The sequence below is a fragment of the Streptomyces virginiae genome, from assembly GCF_041432505.1.
Classification (GTDB): domain Bacteria; phylum Actinomycetota; class Actinomycetes; order Streptomycetales; family Streptomycetaceae; genus Streptomyces; species Streptomyces virginiae_A.
This window is the reverse complement of the sequence record NZ_CP107871.1, coordinates 4809796-4833648: the sequence shown is the minus strand read 5'-3', so window position 1 is coordinate 4833648 and position 23853 is coordinate 4809796. Positions and strand designations below refer to the sequence as shown.

Annotated in this window: 16 protein-coding genes and 1 tRNA gene; 4 read left to right on the top strand and 13 right to left on the bottom strand. The window is 72.3% G+C overall.

The window, feature by feature from the left end:
* Positions 1–103: 103 nt before the first annotated feature.
* Positions 104–1012 (bottom strand): LysR family transcriptional regulator, encoded by a 909-nt coding sequence (locus tag OG624_RS22590; RefSeq protein ID WP_371639773.1) that lies wholly within the window; start codon positions 1010–1012, stop codon positions 104–106.
* A 43-nt stretch (positions 1013–1055) separates the two neighbouring features.
* Positions 1056–1220, bottom strand: a complete 165-nt coding sequence (locus tag OG624_RS22585; RefSeq protein ID WP_158711802.1) for a hypothetical protein — start codon at positions 1218–1220, stop codon at positions 1056–1058.
* Between the two features lie 172 nt (positions 1221–1392).
* Between OG624_RS22585 and OG624_RS22580 the strand changes: the two genes are divergently transcribed.
* The gene (locus OG624_RS22580; RefSeq protein ID WP_033219283.1) at positions 1393–2400 is read left to right on the top strand and encodes a helix-turn-helix domain-containing protein; all 1008 of its coding nucleotides are present in this window, start codon (positions 1393–1395) and stop codon (positions 2398–2400) included.
* A 60-nt stretch (positions 2401–2460) separates the two neighbouring features.
* Here OG624_RS22580 and OG624_RS22575 read toward each other — a convergent pair whose 3' ends face one another.
* Entirely contained in the window at positions 2461–2631 is a 171-nt protein-coding gene (locus tag OG624_RS22575) for an MbtH family protein (protein WP_033219285.1), read from the bottom strand.
* A 231-nt stretch (positions 2632–2862) separates the two neighbouring features.
* Here OG624_RS22575 and OG624_RS22570 point away from each other — a divergent pair, with 231 nt between their 5' ends.
* Both OG624_RS22570 and OG624_RS22565 read left to right on the top strand, forming a co-directional pair.
* Positions 2863–4092 carry an MFS transporter gene (locus tag OG624_RS22570; RefSeq protein ID WP_371639772.1) on the top strand — a complete coding sequence of 410 codons (1230 nt, stop codon included), beginning with the start codon at positions 2863–2865 and terminating at the stop codon, positions 4090–4092.
* 118 nt (positions 4093–4210) lie between these two features.
* Positions 4211–4801, top strand: coding sequence for a TetR/AcrR family transcriptional regulator (locus tag OG624_RS22565; protein WP_371639771.1), 591 nt, complete (start codon positions 4211–4213; stop codon positions 4799–4801).
* A 192-nt stretch (positions 4802–4993) separates the two neighbouring features.
* On the opposite strand, the gene OG624_RS22560 is transcribed toward OG624_RS22565, so the two are convergent.
* The 10 genes from OG624_RS22560 to bldG form a co-directional block, all read right to left on the bottom strand.
* Positions 4994–5067 (bottom strand) — tRNA-Thr (locus OG624_RS22560).
* Positions 5068–5276: 209 nt separating this feature from the next.
* A complete protein-coding gene (locus tag OG624_RS22555; RefSeq protein WP_033219324.1) occupies positions 5277–6830 on the bottom strand; it encodes an alpha/beta hydrolase in 1554 nt (517 codons plus the stop codon).
* A 226-nt stretch (positions 6831–7056) separates the two neighbouring features.
* Positions 7057–8268, bottom strand: a complete 1212-nt coding sequence (locus tag OG624_RS22550) for a DNA polymerase III subunit delta' (protein ID WP_033219428.1) — start codon at positions 8266–8268, stop codon at positions 7057–7059.
* A 72-nt stretch (positions 8269–8340) separates the two neighbouring features.
* Complete coding sequence (tmk, locus tag OG624_RS22545) at positions 8341–11646, bottom strand: dTMP kinase (protein ID WP_371639770.1); 3306 nt, start codon at positions 11644–11646, stop codon at positions 8341–8343.
* Between the two features lie 173 nt (positions 11647–11819).
* Positions 11820–14639, bottom strand: coding sequence for a type I DNA topoisomerase (gene topA, locus OG624_RS22540; RefSeq protein ID WP_033219326.1), 2820 nt, complete (start codon positions 14637–14639; stop codon positions 11820–11822).
* A 621-nt stretch (positions 14640–15260) separates the two neighbouring features.
* Positions 15261–16775, bottom strand: coding sequence for a DUF7059 domain-containing protein (locus OG624_RS22535; protein WP_371588178.1), 1515 nt, complete (start codon positions 16773–16775; stop codon positions 15261–15263).
* A 153-nt stretch (positions 16776–16928) separates the two neighbouring features.
* On the bottom strand, positions 16929–17492 hold the full coding sequence (locus OG624_RS22530) for a small secreted protein (protein WP_371639769.1): 564 nt from the start codon (positions 17490–17492) through the stop codon (positions 16929–16931).
* A gap of 163 nt (positions 17493–17655) precedes the next feature.
* On the bottom strand, positions 17656–20058 hold the full coding sequence (locus tag OG624_RS22525; RefSeq protein WP_033219332.1) for a sodium-translocating pyrophosphatase: 2403 nt from the start codon (positions 20056–20058) through the stop codon (positions 17656–17658).
* A 277-nt stretch (positions 20059–20335) separates the two neighbouring features.
* Positions 20336–20776, bottom strand: a complete 441-nt coding sequence (locus OG624_RS22520; RefSeq protein WP_033219334.1) for an ATP-binding protein — start codon at positions 20774–20776, stop codon at positions 20336–20338.
* A 122-nt stretch (positions 20777–20898) separates the two neighbouring features.
* Positions 20899–21240 (bottom strand): anti-sigma factor antagonist BldG, encoded by a 342-nt coding sequence (gene bldG / locus OG624_RS22515; protein WP_008743037.1) that lies wholly within the window; start codon positions 21238–21240, stop codon positions 20899–20901.
* Between the two features lie 70 nt (positions 21241–21310).
* Between bldG and OG624_RS22510 the strand changes: the two genes are divergently transcribed.
* Entirely contained in the window at positions 21311–23782 is a 2472-nt protein-coding gene (locus tag OG624_RS22510; RefSeq protein ID WP_078909225.1) for a DEAD/DEAH box helicase, read from the top strand.
* Positions 23783–23853: the final 71 nt, after the last annotated feature.

The window sequence follows — 23853 nt, the reverse complement described above, 5'->3', positions numbered from 1 at the left end:
CCGTCGGCCCGCCCGGAGGCGCGCCGACGGGGCCGTGCGAGGGCGGGCCGCGTGCTCGGCGGCCCTCAGCGGCCCTCGGCGACCCCGGCCGCCCCGGCCGCCGTCAGCACGCCACCAGCTGCTGCCGGTCCTGCTCCGCGAACCGGACCATCCAGTCGATGAACACCCGCATCTCACGGGTGAGATGGCGCCCGTACCGCCACGCGATCTGGGTGTAGACCTCGAACGGGGCCTTCCAGTCCAGTACGGTCAGCGACCGCGCCTCGATCTCGGCGGCCACCGCCATCGCGGGCAGCACACTGACCCCCAGACCGGCCGAGACCCCGCGCTTGATGGACTCGATGTTGCCGAACTGCAGCAGCGGTACGGGCGGCTCGGCGCCGCCGTTGAGCTCCGCCTCGAACATCGCCCCGTACGAGCAGCCCGCCTCCGGCGCCAGGATCGGCACCGCGCGCAGATCACCGGTGGAGACGTTGCGGACGCCCGCCAGGAGGTGGTCCGGGGCGGCGACCGCGACCAGCGGCTCGGAGCCGAGGATCTCGGTCCTGACCCCGGGGTGGTCGGTCTCGGCCTCCATGAGGAAGCCCAGGTCGAAGGTGCCCTGCCGGAGCGCCTCGCAGGTGTCCCGGCACATGCTGGACCGCAGCGCGAGCTGGAGCTGCGGGTAGCGGTGGTGGAAGTACTCGAGGACCGGCGGCATCCGGTAGGACGTGAAGCTCTCCATCGTGCCGATCGTCAGCACCCCCGAAGGCTCGCCCAGGCCGGTGGTCAGGTCCCGGGCCTCGTCGACCAGGGACAGGATCCGCTCGGCGTACGGAACGAGACGTTCCCCGGCCGGAGTCAGCCGGATCCGTCCCCGCAGGCGCTCGAAGAGCTCCACCCCCAGCGCCACCTCCAGGCCTTTGACCTGGGCGGTGACGCTGGACTGCGCGTACTTCAGGTCGGCCGCGGCGCGGGTGAAGCTCAGCAGTGTCGCGACCCGGTGAAAGGTGGTGAGCTGCTTCAGATCCATGCGCTGTCCCGGCGGTGCGCCGTCCCCGTGCTGGTGGTGTCGGTCACTGCCAGCCCATGTCCGTCTTCTGACCGTCCGCCTGAGTGGTGGGCGTGGCGGCGCCCTGCGGTGCTTCGGTGGTGTCGGCCTGTGCGACGGCGGGCGCCATCAGCACGGCGGTACCGAGGACGACGATCGCTACGGCCTTGCCCATACGAGTGCTAAGCATGAAGAACATCCCCCTGTGTCATGCGTGTTTCTTGCGACTCCAGCATCACCACGCGTCACAGACCGGGGAAAGGGGTTTCCGGTGGACGGATTGGGTCCTGACCCAATCTGGCCAGCCCGGGCCGAACGGGCCACGCCGGAGATAATGGCCTCTGCTGACGGATGGGGGGCCGATGCTCGACGTACTGGGACTGGACAGACCGACCGAAGCCGTTTACCGAGCGATGTTGAGCCACCCGCGGGACGACGCCGAGGAGCTGGCGCAGCTGCTCGGGATCCCCGAGGACGCCGTGCGCGAGGCATGGGACCGCCTGTCCGGCCTCTCGCTCGTCCAGTACCCCGCGGGCGGACCCGCCGACGCGACGGCGACACCCCGCGCGGTCAGCCCGGAGGTCGGCCTGGAGTACCTGCTCGCCCGACGCCAGGCCGAGCTGGCCCTGGAGAACGAACGCATCTCGGGCGCCCGGGCCGTGGCCCAGCAGCTGATCTCCGAATACGAGGACCTGCGCCCGGTCGGGGCACCCGTCAGCGTGGAGCACCTCGCCGACGTCGACGAGGTCCGCACCCGCCTCGCCGTACTCACCGAGAACGTCCGGAACGAGGTGATGGTCTTCGCCCCCGGTGGGGCGCAGACGGAGGCGAACATGGCGGCCTCCCGCCCGCTCAACGAGCGGCTGCTCGGCCGGGGCGTCACCATGCGGACGATCTACCTGGACAGCGTGCGCAACAACCCGGCCAGCGAGGCGCACGCCAAGTGGCTCACCGAGCTGGGCGGTCAGGTCCGCACGATCGCCGTGCTGCCGCTGCGGATGACCATCGTGGACCGTACGACCGCCGTCCTGCCCGTGAACAGCGAGGACAGCGGGGAAGGGGCGGTCGCGCTCACCGGCCAGGGCACGCTCACCGCCCTGTGCACCCTCTTCGAGACGGTGTGGGAGAACGCCCGGCCGCTGGGCCGGGCCCCGCGCCGCGAGGAGGCCGAACTGGACCATCAGGAGGCCGCCAGCCTGCGCCTGCTCGCCGAGGGCCACACCGACGAGGGGATCGCCAAGCGCCTCGGCGTCTCCCACCGCACGGCCCGCCGCATCGCCACGGTCCTGATGGAACGCCTGGGCGCCCGAAGCCGCTTCGAAGCCGGCGTGCGAGCGGTCCAACGCGGCTGGATCCCCCCGGACGCGTGACCCGCGACCCGTGACCGGAACAGGTGACCCGGAACAGGTGACGGGCCGGGCGGACACGCCCTAGCGCACGCTCAGGGGGCGCTGGTCCGTCCACACCTCGTCGATGTGCGCGAGGCACTCCTCCTTGGTCCCGCTCACGCCCGTGTCCCGCCAGCCCAGGGGAAGTTCGCGCCCTTCCGCCCAGATCGAGTACTGCTCTTCCCCGTTGACGACAACGGTGAACCGCCCCACTGCGCACCTCCACCTACGCGCCGGCCCGACAGCCCGGCGACCTCATCTGCGGGCCCCAGCCTCATCGGCCCGCCCCGCCACCACAACACCCGCCCCATACCGGCTCCCGAACCGCGCGATCGCCCCAGCCGATCGCCGGCGGCCGCGCGTCCCATTGAGTAGACGCAACGTCTAATCTAATGTCTCGCTCAGACGCAACGCATCGTCCAGTCTCATGCCGGAGGTCATCCCGTGCCGAACCGAACCGACCGCGCCGACTCCCCGCCGAATGCGGCGACTTCGCCCGAGCCCCGCAGGAGGCTCGCGACCGCCGCGGTGGCCTTCGCCTTCTGGATCACCATGGCGGGGACCACGGCGCCCACCCCGCTCTACCCCGTGTACGGCGAGGAGTTCGGCTTCTCCCCGATCACCGTCACCGTGATCTTCGCCGTCTACGCCCTCGGGGTCGTCGTCGGACTCCTCGCCTTCGGGCGCCTGTCGGACCAGGTCGGGCGACGCCCCGTGCTGGTCTCGGCGACCCTGCTCTCCGTCGGCGCCGCCGGGGTGTTCCTGACCGCCGACGACGTGGCCGTCCTGCTCGTCGCCCGCGTGCTCTCCGGCTTCTCCGCCGCCCTCGTCACCGGCGCCGCCACCGCCGCGCTCACGGAGCTCCTCCCGCCGGAGGGCAGGGTCCGACCCGCGACGCTCGCGCTGTTCGCCAACATGGGCGGCCTCGCCTGCGGCACGCTGCTCGTCGGGATCCTGGCCGATGTCGCACCCGCACCGCTGCGCACACCGTGGATCGTGATGCTCGCCCTGGCGGCGATCGGGCTCGTCGGCGTGGCCTCGACCCGGGAGACCGCCACTCACCGCTCCGGGCTCACCCTCCGGTTCCAGCCGTTGCGCATACCGTCGGAGATCCGCTCGGACTTCCTGCGCTCCGCGATGGCCGCCGGCGCGGGCTTCGCGGTGCTCGGCGTACTCACCGCCGTCACCGGCCTGTTCCTCGGCACCGTCCTGCACCGGAGCAGCCACACGCTCACCGGACTCGTCGTCTTCACCGCCTTCGCCGGCACCGCCTTGGGGCAGCTGCTGGTCCGCCGGATCGAGCCGGGCGCCGCGCTCCGGGTGGCCTGCCAGGGGCTGATCCTCGCCGCGGCACTGATCGCGCTGGCCATGGCGACCACCTCCCTGACCCCGCTGCTCGTCGGCGCCGCGGTGAACGGCCTGGCCACCGGCATCGCCCTCGGCCACGGCCTCGGCGACATCACCACCCGCGGCAACCCGCAGCACCGCGGCGCGTCGGTGTCGACGTTCTTCGCGATCCTCTACTCCATGCTCGCCGTCCCCGCGATCGGCGTCGGCGTACTGATCCGCGCCACGAGCCTGCGCCCGGCCGGGACGATCTTCAGCGCCGCGGTCGCCCTGCTCGCGCTCACGGTGCTGCTGAGCCTCGCCCGCACCCGCAGGACGTCCACGTGATCAGCCGATCGCGACCCCGATCCGGTGTGCCAGAATCGCGGCATTCGCACGAAACAAGGGGTGACCGAGCATCAGCGCCGCACGGAAGACCGAAGGCCGCCGCGCCCCCTCCCCCGTCGTGAGCCGCACGGGTCCGCGGCGCAGTGAGAGCATCCGCGTCGCGGTGCTGAACGCCGCCGACGACCTGCTGGTGGAACAGGGCTTCGCCGCGACGACGATCGAGGGCATCGCCACCCGGGCGGGCGTCGCCAAGCAGACGATCTACCGCTGGTGGAAGTCGAAGGTCGAGATCCTGCTCGACGCCCTGGAGGAGGACGCCCTCGAAGGGCTGGCCTGGGCCGAGCCGGCCGGAACCCCCGCCGAGGACCTCACCGCACACCTGCACCGCGTCGCCGACTTCTTCCAGGAACCGGCGGGCCGGGTACTCCAGGCCCTCCTCGGCAACGCGCAACTGGACAAGGACGCCGCCGCCGCCCTACGCGAGGGCTTCCTGCTGGGGCAACGCGCACGCGACCTGACCGGCCTGGCCGCGATCATCGAACGCCACACGGGCAGCACCCCGGACGAGGACCACCTCGCCCACCTCGCCGACCTCCTGCTGGGCCCGATCTACTACCGCGCCCTCACCTTCGGCACCCCGCCCCCCAAAACCCTCATCGAGACCACGGCCCACCTCACCCTGACCCTCGCAACCCCGCCCACCAACTGAGCCCGCCCGACCGCATGCTCGTCCCCCGATTCGTCGCCCGCCCGCCTCGCCGAGCCTCCCGAAGCGGTGTCCGAGCCGGAGGGCATCACGGGGGCATCACATGAGGGAGCGAAGATCATCGCGTTCCGCCCCCGATCGATCGGGGCATGAAAAAGCCCCAGGTCACGGCGAGTGAGTCCTGGGGCTGATCCGAGCCGCCTTCGGGATTCGAACCCGAGACCTACGCATTACGAGTGCGTTGCTCTGGCCAACTGAGCTAAGGCGGCACCGCTGGTCAGACAAGTATTCCCTCGAAGAGGGGCGCTCATCAGCAGCGGCGCCAAGTCTACAGGGTGTGGACGGGTGCCCCGAACCAGGTTTCGCCGAGTAGGGACGTAGGCCGCCTATCGGGGTGTTCCCGGCATGTCGGGTGTGCTTCGCCGTCCGATCCGGCGGCCGGGGGTGCTCGGCGTTCGTGCGCTGTGGGGCGACGGTCTCAGCACTTCTTGCCGTCCTGCGGGGCCTTGCCCTCCAGCAGGTAGCGGTTGATCGCGGTGTCGATGCATTCGCTGCCGCGGCCGTACGCCGTGTGGCCGTCGCCGTCGTAGGTGAGGAGCGTGCCCGATTCGAGCTGGCCGGCCAGCGCCTGGGCCCACTTGTACGGGGTCGCCGGGTCGCGCGTGGTGCCCACCACCACGATCGGCGCGGCGCCCTTCGCGGTCAGCTCCCTCGCCTTGCCCGTGGCCTTCACCGGCCAGTACGTGCAGTTCAGCGCGGCCCAGGCCAGGCCCGCACCGAAGACCGGGGAGGCCTTCTCGAAGGACGGCAGGGCGGTGTCCACGGCCTCCGGGCCGGTGAAGGCCGCGGGCTGGTCGAGGCAGTTGACGGCGGCGTTCGCGAACATCAGGTTGGCGTACTTGCCGTCCGCCTCGCGCTCGTAATAGCTGTCGGCCAGGCTCAGCAGCCCCGACCCGTCGCCGTTCATCGCCGAGCTGAGCGCCTCGCGCAGCTGCGGCCAGGCGCTCTCGTCGTACAGCGCCGCGATCACCCCGGTCGTCGCCAGGGCCTCCCCCAGCGGACGGTCCGGGTCGCCGCTCGCGACGGGCTGTGCGTCGAGCTTGCGGAAGAACTCCTTCAGGCGCGCCGCCACCGCGTCCGGGTCGCCCTTGCCCAGCGGGCAGTCGGGCTGCTTCGCGCAGTCCTTGGCGAAGGAGGTGAAGGCCGTCTCGAAGCCCTCCGTCTGGTCCCGGTTCAGTTCGAGCGCGGGCCGCGCGGGGTCCATCGCCCCGTCCAGGACCAGCCGGCCGACCCGGTCCGGGAAGAGGTCCGCGTACGTGGCGCCCAGCAGGGTGCCGTACGAGGCCCCGACATAGTGGAGCTTCTGGTCACCGAGCACCCCGCGCAGCAGGTCCATGTCCCGGGCGGCGTCGACGGTGGAGACGTGCGGCAGGACCCGCCCCGACTTCGCCTCGCAGGCCCGCGCGAACTCCTTGAAGGCCGCCACCAGCTCCGCCCGCTCGGCCGCGTCGTCCGGTGTCTGGTCCACCTGCGTGTACTTGTCCATGGCCGGGCCGCTGAGGCACTCGACGGGGCTGCTGCGTTCCACCCCGCGCGGGTCGAAGGACACCATGTCGTACTGGGCCCGCACGGCCGCGGGGTAGCCGATGCCCGCGTACGCCTGGAGGTAGCCGATGCCGGAGCCGCCGGGACCGCCCGGGTTGACCACCAGCGAGCCGAGGCGCTTGCCCGGCCCGGTGGCCGTACGGCGCGACACCGCGATGTCGACGTCCTGGCCGGAGCCCGGGTTCGCGTAGTCCAGCGGCGCCTTCATCGTGGAGCACTGGAATCCCGGGACACCGCAGTCACGCCAGGTCAGCTTCTGCGCGTAGTACGGGCGCAGCGCGGCGGCGTCGGGGGACGGCGGCGCCGAGGGCAGGGAAGCCGCGGCGGCCCCGGGTTCCCCCGAACCGCCCGAGGTGCACCCGGAGAGCAGCAGCCCGGCAGCTGCGATCACGGTTCCGGTGGTACGCAGCAGGCGACTGGTGTCCATCCCCGGAGCGTACGTCCTGCCGGTGGACCTGGGCCGGCGCTCCGGGACCGGACGGCCGCACGCCTTCCGTGGCCGGTGCCGGGCGTGGCACGGACCGGGCACTGCACGGCCCCGACGGCCGGTTCGCCCGTACGGGTGAGCCGGTCAACCGGGTGTGGACCGGCACCCCGCGGACCGGCCCCGGCCCGGCCCCGGCCCGGCCGCCGACCGGCTCGGTCGGCCGCCGTCAGCCCGCGCGCAGGGCCATCGTCATTGCCTCCACCGCGAGGAGCGGGGCGACATTGCGGTCGAGGGAGTCGCGGCAGGCGATGATCGCCTCGATCCGGCGCAGGGTCCGCTCAGGCCCCGAGGCCCGGGCGATCCGGTCCAGGTCGTGCCGTATCTCCTCGTTGGCGATGGCCACGGACGAGCCGAGCTGCAGGGCCAGGACGTCCCGGTAGAAGCCGGTGAGGTCGGTCAGCGCCACTTCGAGGGTGTCGCGCTGGGTACGGGTGCGACGGCGCTTCTGCCGGTCCTCCAGCTCCTTCATCACACCCGCCGTGCCGCGCGGCATCCGGCTGCCGGCGCCCGCTCCGGCGCCGAGCGCAGCCCTCAGCTCCTCGGTCTCCTTGGTGTCGACCTCGTCCGCGACCTGCTTGGCGTCCTCCGCGGCGGCGTCGACCAGCTCCTGCGCGGCCTTCAGGCAGGCGCCGATGTCGTCCACCCGTAGCGGGAGCTTCAGGACCGTCGCCCTGCGCTCCCGGGCGCCCTCGTCCGTGGCCAGCCGACGGGCACGGTCGACGTGCCCCTGGGTGACCCTGGCGGCGGCCAGGGCGGCCGTCGGCTCGACGCCGTCCCGCCGCACCAGCAGGTCGGCGACGGCCGCGACCGAGGGGGTGCCGAGGCTGAGGAGGCGGCAGCGCGAGCGGATGGTGGGCAGCACGTCCTCCACCGAGGGCGAGCAGAGCAGCCAGACCGTCCGGGGCGCGGGCTCCTCCACGGCCTTGAGGACCGCGTTGGCGGACTTCTCGTTCAGCCGCTCGGCATCCTCGACCAGGATGATCTGCCAGCGGCCCGTCGCCGGGGACGTGTAGGACTTGCGGACGGTGTCCCGCATGTCGGCGACGAGGATCTGGCTGCCGACCGCGACCACCGTCGAGACGTCCGCGTGCGTACCGACCATCGTGGTGTGGCAGCCGTCGCAGAACCCGCAGCCGGGCTCACCGCCGAGCGCCCGGTCGGGGCTGGTGCACTGCAGCGCGGCGGCGAAGGCCCGGGCGGCCGTGGTCCGGCCTGATCCGGGCGGACCGGTGAACAGCCAGGCGTGCGTCATCTTGGAGGCCGCGGGCGGCGCGGTCCCGGCCATGGCGGCCGTGACCTGCGCGTCCGCGTCACGGGCGGCGGCGGCCAGCTGCGCCTGGATCCGCTCCTGTCCCACCAGGTCGTCCCATACGGGCATCCCGCCCACCACCTTTCACTCTCCGTGCACCCATTGTGGCGGGCGCCACCGACAATCCCGTCCCCGCCGAGGTCAGCGACGGCGGCGCGATCCGCGTTCGCCCTCGTCGCCCTCATCGCCGTCCTCGTCGTCCCGGTGGCGGCCCAGCAGTTCGTCCGCCAGCGTCGGCAGGTCGTCCAGCGGGGTCTCCTCGGCCCACTCCGGGCGCGGCCGGCGCGGCCGGCCCTCGTCGTCGACGACGGGAAGCTCGCGCGTCCGGTCGTTGCCGGAGTCCCGGAAGATGCCCGAGGGCACCCGGTCGGTCGGGTTCTCCTCGGGTCGCTGGGCCGTCGGCCGCGTGGCGGACCGGGACCCCCCGGTACCGCTCCCCTGCGAGGACCGCGGGGACCGCGGCGCGGTCGGCCGTACGGGCGGCAGCACCGCCGTCTCGTCGGTCGGGCGTACGGGCGGCAGCACCGTCGTCTCGTCCGTCGCGCGGACCGGCGGCAGCACCGCGGTCTCCGCGGCCGAGGCCGGGTCGACCTTCGGCACCGGGACGGTCTGGGTGACGTCGTCCGGCTGGACGACCCGCTTGACCGGCTTGGCCTCCGGAGCGGCCGGGGCCGCCGGGGCGACCTGCGCCACCGGGGTCTCCACCGTCACCGCGTCGTCCGGGTGCGGCTCCGGCTCCGGCTTCTTGGTCATGCCGACCTTGGGCGCGGGCGCAGCAGCGGGCGCGGCAGGCGCAGCCGGTCCGGGCGCCGCAGGCGCGACCGCAGCGGCCTCCGCCGCCGCCGCGGCGGCAGCGGCCGCGGCCTTCGCCGCCGCCTCGGCCGCCACCATTCGGCGGGCCTCCTCGGCCTTGAGCAGGGCCTCCTCGGCGCGCCGCTGCTTCTCCAGCCGCCGCTCCTCGGCCTCGGCCCGCAGCCGGGCCTCCTCCTCCGCCTGCCGACGCAGCCGCTCGGCCTCCGCCGCGCGCGCCTTCTCCTCGGCCTCCGCGCGCAGCCGCTCGGCCTCGGCCCGGGCGCGGGCCTCCTCCTCGGCGCGCAGCCGCTCCTCCTCCGCCTTGCGGGCGGCTTCCGCCTCGGCCTTGATCCGCGCCGCCTCGGCCTCACGGGCCAGCCGCGCCTCCTCCTCGGCACTCAGCCGGGCTTCCTCCGCCTTGCGCGCCGCCTCTTCCTCGGCCTTGCGCCGGGCCTCCTCCTCGGCCTTGCGCCGCGCCTCCGCCTGGGCGGCCACCTCGGCCTCCGACAGCGGCAGCATCCGGTCCAGGCGGTGCCGTACGACGGTGGTCACCGACCCCGGGTCCTGGCCCGCGTCGACCACGAGGTAGCGGCCGGGGTCGGACGCGGCGAGGGTCAGGAACCCCGACCGCACCCGCTGGTGGAACTCCGCCGGCTCCGACTCCAGCCGGTCCGGTGCCTCCGTGAACCGCTCGCGCGCCGCCTCCGGCGACACGTCGAGCAGCACGGTCAGGTTCGGGACGAGCCCGTCGGTGGCCCAGCGCGAGATCCTGGCGATCTCCGTCGGGGAGAGGTCACGGCCGGCGCCCTGGTAGGCCACCGAGGAGTCGATGTAGCGGTCCGAGATGACGACCGCGCCGCGCTCCAGAGCCGGGCGCACCACCGTGTCCACGTGTTCCGCCCGGTCGGCGGCGTACAGCAGTGCCTCGGCGCGGTTCGACAGACCGGCCGAGGAGATGTCCAGCAGGATCGAGCGGAGCCGCTTGCCGACGGGGGTCGCCCCGGGCTCCCGGGTCACCACGACCTCGTGGCCCTTGCCCCGTATCCACTCGGCCAGCGCCTGGACCTGGGTGGACTTGCCGGCTCCGTCGCCGCCCTCCAGGGCGATGAAGAACCCGGTGGCGGACGCCGCCTGTACGGGCTCCCCGCCACGCAGCGCCTCGCGCAGGTCCCGCCGCAGGGGGACGCCCCGGCGGTCGTCGGCCTTGGTGAGCACCAGCACGGCGACCGGCAGCAGCAGGGCGCCGACGAGCATCAAGGTGAAGGCGGCGCCGCCGTGCGCGAAGACGACCTCGGCACCGGTCAGCCGGTGCGGGCCGATCGCCGCGGCGAGCACGGGCGCGGCCACGGCGCCGAGCGCCACGGCCACCCGTACGACGGCCTGGAGGTGCTCGGTGATCCGGGCCCGCCGGAACTCCTCGGTCTCCTGGTCCAGCAGGGTGTGGCCGGTGTTGGCCGCGACGCCCGCGGCGAAGCCGGCGAGCAGCGAGAGGAACAGCACGGTCGCCATGTCCGGGACGAGCCCGGTCAGCAGCAGCGCGAGCCCGGTGACCGCGATGGCGAGGGCCAGCAGCCGGCGGCGGGACAGGGCGGGCAGCACCTTGCCGGCCTGGGTGGCGCGGATGCCCACGGCGGTGCCGCCGACCAGCGCGAGGACGAACAGCGCGAACGCGGCCGGGCCACCGCCCAGGTCGAAGGCGTGCAGGACGGACACGGACACGGCGCTGGAGACCGCTCCGGCGACCGCTGCGCAGCTCAGGACGAGAAGGGGGACGGCGCCCGTACGGCCCTTGTCGGGCCGGTCGCCCGCCTTGGGGGTGCGCAGGCCCTCCAGCGGCGAACGCGGACGCGGGGTCGCCCCGCCCGGCAGCACCAGCGGCAGCAGCAGCGAGACCGAGGCGGCGAAGAGGCCGGAGGCCACGTACGAGCCGAGGGCGGCCTGGTTCGCGGCGAACCAGTCGACGCCGAGGCCGAGCGCCTTGCCGACCAGGGTCGCGGCGAGCAGCGCGGCCGCGGCGATCGGGAGCGCGGCGAAGGCCGTACGCAGGGTCAGCCGGCGCAGCGCGTCCAGGTGGTCCGGGAGCGGCCGTACGGTGGCCCCCTCCGGCGGCGGCGCGGGCAGCAGGGCGGGCGCCGCGCTCTCCTTCGCCAGGGTCCACAGCCGCTCGGCGGCACCGGAGACGAAGACGGTGGCCAGCAGCGCGGTCAGCGCGTGGGCCGGGATCCAGTCGAGCCACAGCGGGGCGACGACGAAGAGCCCGAGGCGGACCCCGTCGGCCCCGATCATGGTCCAGCGGCGGTCCAGCTTGCCGCCGGCGCCCAGCAGCCCGGCCAGCGGGCCCAGCAGGACCGCGCCGAAGAGCAGGGTGGCGAGGATGCGGACCCCGAAGACGGTGGCGACGGCGAGGGCCGCGCCGCGCGATCCGCCGCCGAAGGCCCCTTCCGAGGCGGCGGCCTGGACGGCCAGCAACACCAGCACCAACAGGGCCAGGGCATCGCCGATGCCGCTCACCAACTGGGCGCTCCACAGCCGGCGCAGCCTGGGAGTGCGCAGCAGTGCGCGCACCGCACGCTCGCGGGAATCCGCGGCTAGGGCTTCGTCGTAGGTGGGGTTCGCCGGGGCGGTCACGACCGCCGGCTGCTCGGCTCGCGTCATCCGCCCAGCCTATCCGCTGCGCCATGCGGGTACGGAAGCCTGTGGACGAGGTCGGATGTGACCCCGGACCCACCTTTTTCCGGGAGCGGCGCGGCGCTTCCCGGGCCTGTGCCCCGGACTCCGTGCCTCAAACGCCGGCAGGGCCTGAATCGGCCCCGCCGGCGCTTGATCGACTACTCGTCCCCGGCGGGAGCGGCGGCCGTCTTCTTGGCCGTCGCCTTCTTGGCGGTGGTCTTCTTCGCGGCCGTGGTCGTCTTCTTCGCGGCCGTCGTCTTCTTCGCGGCGGCCTTGGTGGCCGTCGCCTTCTTCGCCGGGGCCTTCTTGGCGGGGGCCTTCTTCGCCACCTTCTTGGCCGGGCCCTTCGCCCGCTTCTCCGCGAGCAGCTCGTAGCCGCGCTCCGGCGTGATCGTCTCGACGTCGTCGTCCCGCCGCAGCGTCGCGTTCGTCTCGCCGTCCGTCACGTACGGACCGAATCGGCCGTCCTTGACCACGACCGGCTTCTCGCTGACCGGGTCGGTGCCCAGCTCCTTCAGCGGCGGCTTGGCCGCGGCCCGCCCGCGCTGCTTGGGCTGCGCGTAGATGGCGAGGGCCTGGTCCAGCGTGATCGAGAAGAGCTGGTCCTCGGTCTCCAGCGACCGCGAGTCCGTGCCCTTCTTCAGGTACGGGCCGTAGCGGCCGTTCTGGGCCGTGATCTCCACGCCCTCCGCGTCCGCGCCGACCACGCGCGGCAGCGACATCAGCTTCAGCGCCTCGTCGAGGGTGACCGTGTCCAGGCTCATGGACTTGAAGAGCGAGGCGGTCCGCGGCTTGACCGCGTTCTTGCCCGTCTTCGGGGTGCCCTCGGGGAGGATCTCCGTCACGTACGGCCCGTAGCGGCCGTCCTTGGCGACGATCTCGTTGCCGCTGATCGGGTCCGTGCCGAGCTCGAATTCGCCGCTCGGCTTGGCGAACAGCTCCTCCGCGTACTCGACCGTCAGCTCGTCCGGAGCCATGTCGTCCGGGACGTCGGCGCGCTGGTGGCCCTCCGCGTCCTTCTCGCCGCGCTCCACGTACGGCCCGTAGCGGCCGACGCGCAGCACGATGCCGTCGCCGACCGGGAAGGAGGAGATCTCCCGGGCGTCGATCGCGCCGAGGTCCGTGACGAGTTCCTTCAGGCCGCCGAGGTGGTCCCCGTCGGCCGGCACGACCTCGGTCGCGTCCTCCGAGCCGAAGTAGAACCGCTTCAGCCACGGCACGGACTGGGCCTCGCCCCGCGCGATGCGGTCGAGGTCGTCCTCCATCTTCGCGGTGAAGTCGTAGTCGACGAGGCGCCCGAAGTGCGTCTCCAGGAGGTTGACCACGGCGAACGACAGGAAGGACGGCACGAGCGCCGTGCCCTTCTTGAAGACGTAGCCGCGGTCGAGGATGGTGCCGATGATCGACGCGTACGTCGACGGACGGCCGATCTCGCGCTCTTCGAGCTCCTTGACCAGCGAGGCCTCGGTGTAGCGGGCCGGCGGCTTGGTCGAGTGCCCGTCCGCCGTGATCTCCTCGGCGGCGAGCGCGTCGCCCTCCGCGACCTGCGGCAGGCGCTTCTCGCGGTCGTCGAGCTCGGCGTTCGGGTCGTCCGCGCCCTCGACGTAGGCCTTCATGAAGCCGTGGAAGGTGATCGTCTTGCCGGAGGCGGTGAACTCGGCGTCGCGGCCGTCCGCGGCCCGGCCGCCGATCTTCACGGTGACGCTGTTGCCGACCGCGTCCTTCATCTGGGAGGCGACGGTCCGCTTCCAGATCAGCTCGTACAGGCGGAACTGGTCGCCGGTCAGACCCGTCTCGGCCGGGGTGCGGAAACGATCACCCGAAGGACGGATCGCCTCGTGCGCCTCCTGCGCGTTCTTGACCTTGCCGGCGTAGACGCGCGGCTTCTCCGGCAGGTAGTCGGCCCCGTAGAGCTGGGTGACCTGCGCCCGCGCCGCAGACACCGCGGTGTCGGACAGCGTGGTGGAGTCGGTACGCATATAGGTGATGAAGCCGTTCTCGTACAGCTTCTGCGCCACCTGCATCGTCGCCTTCGCACCGAAGCCGAGCTTGCGCGAGGCCTCCTGCTGGAGCGTCGTCGTACGGAACGGGGCGTACGGGGAGCGGCGGTACGGCTTGGACTCGACCGAGCGGACGGCGAACGAGGTGTCCGCCAGCGCGGCGGCCAGCGCCCGCGCGCCTGCCTCGTCGAGGTGCAGCACCTCGCTCTTGAGCTGCCCGTTCGAGCCGAAGTCGCGGCCCTGCGCGATGCGCTTGCCGTCCACCGTGTTCAGGCGGGCGACCAGCGTCGACGGGTCGGAGGCGTCACCGGCACGCCCGGTGGAGAAGGTTCCGGTCAGGTCCCAGTACTCGGCGGAGCGGAAGGCGATGCGCTCGCGCTCCCGCTCGACGACGAGGCGGGTGGCCACCGACTGGACGCGGCCCGCCGACAGCTTCGGCATGACCTTCTTCCACAGGACCGGCGAGACCTCGTAGCCGTAGAGGCGGTCGAGGATGCGGCGGGTCTCCTGGGCGTCGACCATGCGCTGGTTCAGCTCGCGCGGGTTGGCGACGGCGTCGCGGATCGCGTCCTTGGTGATCTCGTGGAAGACCATCCGGTGGACGGGGACCTTGGGCTTGAGGACTTCCTGCAGGTGCCACGCGATGGCTTCGCCCTCGCGGTCCTCATCGGTGGCGAGGAAGAGTTCGTCGGATTCGGCCAGCAGCTCCTTGAGCTTCCTGACCTGGGCCTTCTTGTCCGCGTTGACCACATAGATCGGCGCGAAGTCGTGCTCGACGTCCACGCCGAGGCGGCGGACCTCGCCGGTGTACTTGTCGGGAACCTCGGCCGCGCCGCTGGGGAGGTCGCGGATGTGCCCGACGCTCGCCTCGACGACGTATCCGGGGCCGAGGTAGCCCTTGATCGTCTTCGCCTTGGCTGGGGACTCGACGATGACGAGTCGGCGGCCGCCCTTTGCGGTCTCGCTAGTCGGGGACAACTTGGCTCTTCTCTCCGGTCGGCACTCGGTCGCGGTACGGCGACGCTGCGGAGTGTGACGGTACAACCCGCCCCCGTGTCAAACGGCGGAAGCCCGCAACGGCCACTCGAACGGTAACCCGACAAGTGCCGTTTCTGCCGCCCGGATGCCGCGCCGGGGCGTTCCCGATCACCGGGCAGGGTGGCCGAAGGGCCGTCCGGCCGCACCCTCGCACCCGGCTCCGCGCCTGCTCCGACCTCGGCTTTCGGGGCCGGATCCGGGGCCGGATCCCGGCCCTCCGCAGCGCCTCGATCTCGGTGTCGGAGCCGCGCGAGGCGCCGCGCTCCCAGGGCCGTCGAGGTACCGCCCGCGCCCCACCGACGAGCGTGGCCGACGCCACGGCCGCGACGGGGCGCGTGACCTCCGCCACCGGCACACGGTGGCGGGCACACGCCCCCGTCAGGGCTGCGGAGCGGCCCCGAACAGCGGGAACACGGCCGCCGCGAAGATCGCCGGACCGTTTTCCGCGCCGCTTCCCCTTACCCCCGGGCCGCTCTCGGGATCCCCCCGGATCCCTCTGCCCAGGAGACTGGCAGCCGTACGGATACAACGGGCGAACCCCGGGTTACATCCTGGGGCGGACTACCGCGCGGAGCCCTTCACGGGGTCCAGGAAACCCTGCTCGACCAGCAGCCGGATGGCCTCCGGAGTGCGGTCCCGCAGCACGATCGGGTCCTCCTGCATCAGCTGCGCGATCGCGTCGAGGATCCGGCCCGCGCTCAGTGAGCCGTCACACACTCCGGCGAAGCCTGCGCCGACCGTGTCGACCTTGGTGGCGCGCCGCATTCCGCGGTTCTGCCGGAGCACGACGTGTTCCGGATCCTCCGCGCCGGGCGCGCCGACCTGCTCCTGGACCACTTCCTCGGCCAGTGTGAAATGAGCCTCCAGCAGGGCCGCGTCGTCGTGCTGCCGCAGGTAGTCCTGGCGCGCGAAGTGCGCCAGGACGGCCTCGCCGAGCGGCTGCTCCACCGTGTGGGGCCACTCCTCGACCACGATCGAGGGCTCGGCCGCGTCCGTCCGGCGCAAGGTGATCCACCCGAAGCCGACGGACTTGGTCCCGCGGGCCTCGAACTCGTCCAGCCAGTCCTCGTACCGCCGCGCGTACTCGGCGGGGTCGGTCCGGTGGTCGCCCGCGTCGCGCAGCCACAGCTCCGCGTACTGCGTCACGTCCTGCACGTCACGCTGCACGATCCAGGCGTCGCAACCGCGCGGCACCCAGGAGCGCAGCCGGTCGCGCCAGTCCTCGCCCTCCACGTGCTGCCAGTTGCCGAGGAACTGCGCGTACCCGCCCTGGTTGAGCCGCGCTCCGGCCTCCTGGACCAGGGTCCGGCACAGGTCGTCGCCGCCCATGCCGCCGTCCCGGTACGTCAGCCGGGCGCCGGGGGAGATCACGAAGGGCGGGTTGGACACGATGAGGTCGTACGTCGCGTCGCCGACGGGCTCGAAGAGCGACCCGGCGAGCAGCTCGGCCTCGGGCGCCCCGGAGAGCGCCAGCGTCAAACGGGTGAATTCCAGGGCCCTGGGGTTGACGTCGGTGGCGGTGACCCGGGTGGCGTGCCGGGACGCGTGCAGCGCCTGGATCCCGGATCCGGTGCCGACGTCGAGGGCGGAGCCGACCGGGGTGCGGACGGTGATCCCCGCCAGGGTGGTGGAGGCACCGCCGACGCCGAGGACCACGCCCTCCTCGCGGCTGCCGATCCCGCCGGCCCCGCCGACGGAGCAGCCGAGGTCGGAGACGATGAACCAGTCCTCGCCGTCCGGCCCGCCGTACGGGCGTACGTCGACGGTGGCGTGCACCTCGTCGCCCTCCAGCCGCAGCCAGCCGTCGGCCAGGGCCGTCTCGACGGGAAGTGCCGAGGCGGCGTGCACGTACGGCTCCGGCTGCTGGAGCAGGAACAGCCGGACCAGGCTCGCGAGCGCCCCGTCACCGGGGCCACGGGTGGCACGCAGGGCCGGGACGGTCTCGCTGCGGGCCAGCGCGGCGTAGGCGGGGGCGCCGAGCAGGTCGAGCAGCCCGTCGGCGGTGAAGCCCGCGTAGAGGAAGGCTGCGCGGAGCTCGGCGGCGCGCTCGGGCGTGGGGAGGCTGGTGGTACTCACGCGTCCATTGTGTCCGCTGGGACCCGTCCTGCGGATCACACCGGGCCCGGAGCGCCGAAAGGGCGGCCGCGGCCCCTTCCGGGACCACGGCCGCCCTGAGCGACGTACCGCGCGAAACGCCGCCCGCGCGGGCCGTACGGTGCTGCCGGGGTGCTACTGGGCCGCCGGCGCCGCCGCGACCTGGCAGCCCTTCTGGCCGTTGATGGCCTCGCCCAGGCCGCCCGCCTTGAGCTGGGCGAGCGCGTCCTGGCCGCCCTTGGTCACGTCCTTGAGCCCGCCCGCGACCTCCTTGAGGCCGTCGGCGAACTTCGCCTTGTCCTGTGGGTCGAGGGCGTCCGTCTTCGTCTTCAGGTCGGCGTAGCCCGTGGAGGTCGCCTCGAAGCCCTTGGCCGCCGCCTCCTGGGTCGCGGCGGCGTTCTTGACCGGCGGAACGCCCGCCGACCGCAGGGCGGCCGCCATCGCCTTGTACGACTCGGTCATGGTCCCGAACGCCGCCGAGTCGGTCTTCTGGACCTCGTCGGGCTTACTGCTCTCGGAGGCCACCCGCTTGATCTCGACGTTGGCAGCTTCGATCTTCGCGATCTGGGGCTGCCACTGGTCACAGACCTTCTTGGCCCAGGAGCCGGCCTTCTGGTCGGTCTCGTCCCCGCCGCATCCGGACAGGACGAGCATCAGTGCCGCACCGCCCGACAGCGCGGCCGCAAACTTCTTGTTCACCGGATTGGTCCCTTCGAAGGCTTCCGCCCGGAAGATACACGCCCACCCTCCGCCGACGCACAAAGGCGGACAGACGGCGCGTGAGTCCGCGCCGCCCGTCCGCCTTTCGGGCGTACCGGCCGGCCCTGCCCGGCCCGGCCCGTGCCGCTGACGGGACCTGGGGTCAGGAGACCGTCGCGGGATCGGCCGACTGGGCCACCCGCTCGGCGGCTCCGCCCTCGGTCTCGTCGCCGACGGCGATGCCGCGGCGCTTGGAGATGTACACCGCGGCGATGATGATCCCGATCGCCAGGACCGCGACGACGGCCCGGACGACCGGGCTGCTGTCCTCGCCGTAGCTGAACTGCACGACCGCGGGGGCGATCAGCAGCGCCACCAGGTTCATGACCTTGAGCAGCGGGTTGATCGCGGGACCCGCGGTGTCCTTGAACGGGTCACCGACCGTGTCGCCGATGACGACCGCCGCGTGGGCCTCACTGCCCTTGCCGCCGTGGTGGCCGTCCTCGACGAGCTTCTTCGCGTTGTCCCACGCGCCGCCGGAGTTGGCGAGGAAGACCGCCATCAGGGTGCCCGTGCCGATGGCGCCGGCCAGGAAGGAGCCGAGGGCGCCGACACCGAGGGAGAAGCCCACGGCGATGGGGGTGAGCACGGCGAGCAGGCCGGGCGTGGCGAGCTCGCGCAGCGCGTCCTTGGTGCAGATGTCGACGACGCGCCCGTACTCGGGCTTCTCGCTGTAGTCCATGATCCCGGGGTGCTCGCGGAACTGGCGGCGCACCTCGTAGACGACGGCGCCCGCGGAGCGGGAGACGGCGTTGATGGCGAGGCCGGAGAACAGGAACACGACGGCCGCGCCCAGGATCAGCCCGACGAGATTGTTGGGCTGCGCGATGTCCAGGCTGAGGTTCAGCTCCCCGGCCTTGGCGCCGACCTCCTTGACGGCGGCGGCGATCGCGTCGTTGTACGAACCGAAGAGCGCCGCGGCGGCCAGCACGGCCGTGGCGATGGCGATGCCCTTGGTGATGGCCTTCGTGGTGTTGCCCACGGCGTCCAGGTCGGTCAGGACCTGCGCACCGGCGCCCTCGACGTCGCCGGACATCTCGGCGATGCCCTGGGCGTTGTCGGAGACGGGCCCGAAGGTGTCCATGGCGACGATGACGCCGACGGTGGTGAGCAGGCCGGTGCCGGCCAGGGCCACCGCGAAGAGCGCGAGCAGGATCGACGTTCCGCCGAGCAGGAACGCGCCGTAGACGCCGAGACCGATGAGCAGGGCCGTGTAGACGGCGGACTCCAGACCGACCGAGATGCCGGCGAGGACGACGGTGGCGGCTCCCGTCAGGGAGGACTTGCCGATGTCCCGGACGGGGCGCCGGTTGGTCTCGGTGAAGTAGCCGGTCAGCTGCTGGATCAGGGCCGCGAGCACGATGCCGATGGCGACGGCGACGACGGCCAGGATCCGCGGGTCACCCGTGTGGTTGGTGATCGCCGGGTTCTCGACGCCGACGAGCTCCTTGTAGGTGGCCGGCAGGTAGGCGTAGACCGCGATCGCGACCAGCACCAGGGAGATCACGGCGGAGATGAAGAACCCGCGGTTGATGGCGGTCATGCCGCTGCGGTCGCTGCGGCGCGGGGAGACCGCGAAGATGCCGATCATCGCGGTGATGACGCCGATCGCGGGCACGATCAGCGGGAAGGAGAGGCCCAGGTCGCCGAAGGCGGCCTTGCCGAGGATGAGCGCGGCCACCAGGGTGACGGCGTAGGACTCGAAGAGGTCGGCCGCCATTCCGGCGCAGTCTCCGACGTTGTCGCCCACGTTGTCGGCGATGGTCGCGGCATTGCGCGGGTCGTCCTCCGGAATGCCCTGCTCGACCTTGCCGACCAGGTCGGCGCCGACGTCGGCGGCCTTGGTGAAGATTCCGCCGCCCACGCGCATGAACATCGCGATCAGGGCGGCGCCGAGACCGAAGCCCTCCAGGACCTTGGGGGCGTCGGCGGCGTAGACCAGGACGACGCAGGAGGCGCCGAGGAGGCCGAGGCCGACGGTGAACATGCCGACGACGCCGCCCGTCCGGAAGGCGATCCTCATCGCCTTGTGGGAGACCTCGGTCAGGTCCTTGGCGGGCTCCCCCTCGGCCGGGGTGGCCTCGCGTGCCGCGGCGGCGACACGGACGTTGGCGCGGACCGCCAGGCGCATGCCGATGTAGCCGGTGGCCGCCGAGAAGATGGCGCCGACGAGGAAGAAGGCGGAACGCCCGCCCCGCTGCGTCCAGTCGTCGGCGGGGAGCAGGAAGAGCAGGAAGAAGACCACGACGGCGAAGATGCCGAGCGTGCGCAACTGCCGGCCGAGATAGGCGTTGGCGCCTTCCTGGACGGCCGCGGCGATCTCCTTCATGCTGTCGGTTCCCTCGTCGGCGGCGAGTACCTGGCGAACCAGGATCTGCGCGACGACGAGTGCGGCGAGTGCCACGGCCGCAATGACGATCACGATGAGCCGATTGTCATCGGTGAGTACTGCGGCTGCCAGATCTGTGGTGCGATCCGGCGCAATGGGGGTGAAGAGCCCCGTCATTCGTCCTCCTTGACGTGATGAGCTCAAGATGTGGACGGATTGTAGGGAGCGCGCCCCGATCAAAACAGTGCGCAGGAAACGTAATTGGCGTGCTCTCGCTCCTCAGCAATAGATCCCGTCACTCCATTACCCTCGAAAGTGGTAATGGGACAAAGGCATTGACGCCTCATCATTGATCTAGGGAAATGAAAAAGGCCCTGCTCAGCAGGGCCTTGATAAAGATCTGAAGATACGAAGGTTTAAGCGCGGGGCGGATCACGATGGATCGCTGTGGATCTCAAGGGAGCTCGGAGACTCCGGCCACGGGCCAGCTCATCCGGATGGTCCCGCCCGATTCCCCACTGCTCACCTCGACGTCGTCGACGAGTCCGCTGATCACCGCGAGACCCATCTCGTCCTCGGTATCGCCCTCGGACTCCAGGACGGCGGTGATGCCGGGAACCGCCTCGGACCCGCCGCCGGCGGGCGCGGGGACCTCGTCGCCGACCTCGATGGAGAACACCTTGTCCTCATCGGTCAGCACCACCCGGACGGGCGCGGTCAGCCCGTTGCTCCGATGGAGTCCCACGGCACGCGAACAGGCCTCGCCCACGGCGAGGCGGACCTCGTCGAGGACGGCTTCCTCCACACCGACCCGGCGCGCCACGGCGGCCGCGACCAGGCGGGCCGTCCGGACGTGTTCGGGCTGGGCGCTGAAGCGCAGTTCAACGGTGGCCATGCGCATCCCCCTCGGACTACGGGCGTGCCTTGACAGGGGCCCGGGCCAACCATGGCCCGGTACCCCCGCTCTCCTTGTCGGCTCCCTGCCGCCCGGAGGCTGCAGGGGGCCGCGCGGAGCCGTCAGTCGGTCGCGTTGACGGCGTCTTCCACAGTGGTGTGGATCGGAAACACCTTGGTCAGACCGGTGATGCGGAAGATCTTCAGGATGCGCTCCTGGTTGCACACCAGACGGAGCGAGCCCTCGTGCGCACGGACGCGCTTGAGGCCTCCCACGAGCACACCAAGGCCGGTGGAGTCGAGGAAGTCCACCCGCTCCATGTCGACAACCAGGTGGTAGCTGCCGTCGTTCACCAACTCGACCAACTGCTCGCGCAGCTTGGGCGCGGTATACACATCAATCTCGCCACCGACCTCCACGACCGTACGGTCGCCGACAGTGCGAGTCGACAGGGACAGGTCCACGGATCCTCCAGCACCTTGCTATCGAGCGACGCCCCCTCACCCGAAGGTAGGCGAGGGATTGGCTGCCGCGATGGCATTCAATCACTTACCGGCAGGCGCGCACGACGCCTTCGGACCATTGTCCCGCACGCCGGTGACACACTCGGTTCCGATGGCCAACACATCTGGTCCCGGACGGCCCACGGCACCCGCGGACCCACGACCCACCCCCGACACGGTCCTGGACCGCCTGTCACGGGGGCCTTCCCGTGCTGCGCGCATCACCCATACGGAGCACTTGCCCCCTCGGGCGGGTCGTCATGCAGTCTGGCCCGACCGCATCCGAACAGACGTCGTAGCCGCGATCGGATCGGCCGGAATCGACCATCCGTGGGAACACCAGGCCGCCGCGGCCGAGCTCGCCCTCGACGGAACGTCCGTGGTCGTGGCCACCGGAACCGCCTCGGGCAAGTCCCTCGCCTACCTCGCGCCCGTGCTCTCCGCCCTCGCGGACGGCGCCGAGGCCCCGAACGGCAGGGGCGCGACCGCCCTGTACCTGGCCCCCACCAAGGCCCTGGCGGCCGACCAGCGGCGCGCCGTACGGGAACTGGCCGCCCCGTTGGGCAACGCCGTGCGCCCCGCGGTCTACGACGGGGACACGCCCGTCGAGGAACGCGAGTGGGTGCGCCAGTACGCGAACTACGTCCTGACCAACCCCGACATGCTCCACCGCGGGATCCTCCCGGCCCACCCGCGCTGGGCCTCCTTCCTGCGGGCCCTGCGCTACGTCGTGATCGACGAGTGCCACACCTACCGCGGGGTCTTCGGCTCCCACGTGGCACAGGTGCTGCGCCGGCTACGGCGGCTGTGCGCCCGCTACGGCGCACAGCCCGTCTTCCTGCTGGCCTCCGCCACCGCGAGCGACCCGGCGACGGCCGCGTCCCGGCTGACCGGCGTACGGGTGATCGAGATCACCGACGACGCCTCACCTCGGGGCGAGGTGGTCTTCGCCCTCTGGGAGCCGCCGCTGCTCACCGAGCTGCGTGGCGAGAAGGGCGCGCCCGTACGCCGTACGGCTACCGCCGAGACCGCCGACCTGCTGACCGACCTGGTGGTCCAAGGGGTCCGTACGGTCGCCTTCGTCCGCTCCCGGCGCGGCGCCGAGCTGATCTCCGTGATCACCCAGGAACGGCTCGCGGCGGTCGACCGGTCGCTGCCCCGCCGGGTCGCCGCCTACCGCGGCGGCTACCTCCCCGAGGAGCGTCGGGCCCTGGAGCGGGCCCTGCACTCCGGAGAGCTGCTCGGACTGGCCGCCACGACGGCCCTGGAGCTGGGTGTGGACGTCTCCGGCCTGGACGCCGTCCTGATCACCGGCTACCCCGGCACGCGGGCCTCCCTGTGGCAGCAGGCGGGTCGCGCGGGCCGCTCCGGCCAAGGCGCCCTGGCCGTGCTGATCGCCCGGGACGACCCGCTGGACACCTACCTCGTCCATCACCCGGAGGCGCTGTTCCGCCAGCCGGTGGAAGCCACCGTCCTGGACCCCGACAACCCCTACGTCCTCGCCCCCCACCTGTGCGCGGCGGCGGCGGAACTCCCGCTGACCGAGTCGGACCTGGAACTCTTCGGCCCGGCGACCGAGGACCTCCTTCCCCAGCTCGAGGCGGCGAAGCTGCTGCGCCGCCGGGCGACCGCCTGGCACTGGACCCGCCGGGAACGGGCCTCGGACCTGACCGACATCCGGGGCGGCGGCGGCCGCCCGGTGCAGATCGTCGAAGCCTCCACGGGCCGGCTGCTGGGCACGGTCGACGAGTCGGCGGCCCACACCGCCGTCCACGAGGGCGCCGTCCACCTCCACCAGGGCCGCACCTACCTCGTGAAACACCTGGACCTGGAGGATTCCGTGGCCCTCGTGGAGCAGGCGGACCCACCCTTCTCCACCACGGCCCGTGACACCACCTCCATCTCCGTCCTGGAGACCGAGACCGAGATCCCGTGGGGCTCGGCCCGGCTCTGCTTCGGCTCCGTCGAGGTCACCAACCAGGTCGTCTCCTATCTGCGCCGCAAGCTGATCACCGGCGAGGTGCTGGGCGAGGCCAAGCTCGACCTGCCGCCCCGCACCCTGCGCACCCGGGCCGTGTGGTGGACGGTGACCGAGGACCAGCTCGACGAGGCCCGGATCAACCCGGAGATCCTCGGCGGCGCCCTGCACGCCGCCGAGCACGCCTCCATCGGCATGCTCCCGCTGTTCGCCACCTGCGACCGTTGGGACATCGGCGGCGTCTCCGTGCCGCTGCATCCGGACACCCTGCTCCCCACGGTCTTCGTCTACGACGGCCACCCCGGCGGCGCCGGCTTCGCGGAGCGGGCCTTCGACACCGCCCGCGCCTGGCTGACGGCGACCCGCGACGCGATCGCGGCCTGCGAGTGCGAGGCCGGCTGCCCTTCCTGCATCCAGTCCCCCAAGTGCGGCAACGGCAACGAGCCCCTGCACAAGCGCGGCGCCATCCGGCTCCTCACCCGCCTCCTCTCCGAATCCCCGGCCGCCGAGACCTCCGAGACCTGACGGGCCCCGACAGGGCCGAACGGGCGACCGACGGGCCCACCAGACCCCGTGGGCGGGCCGTCAGCCGGGCG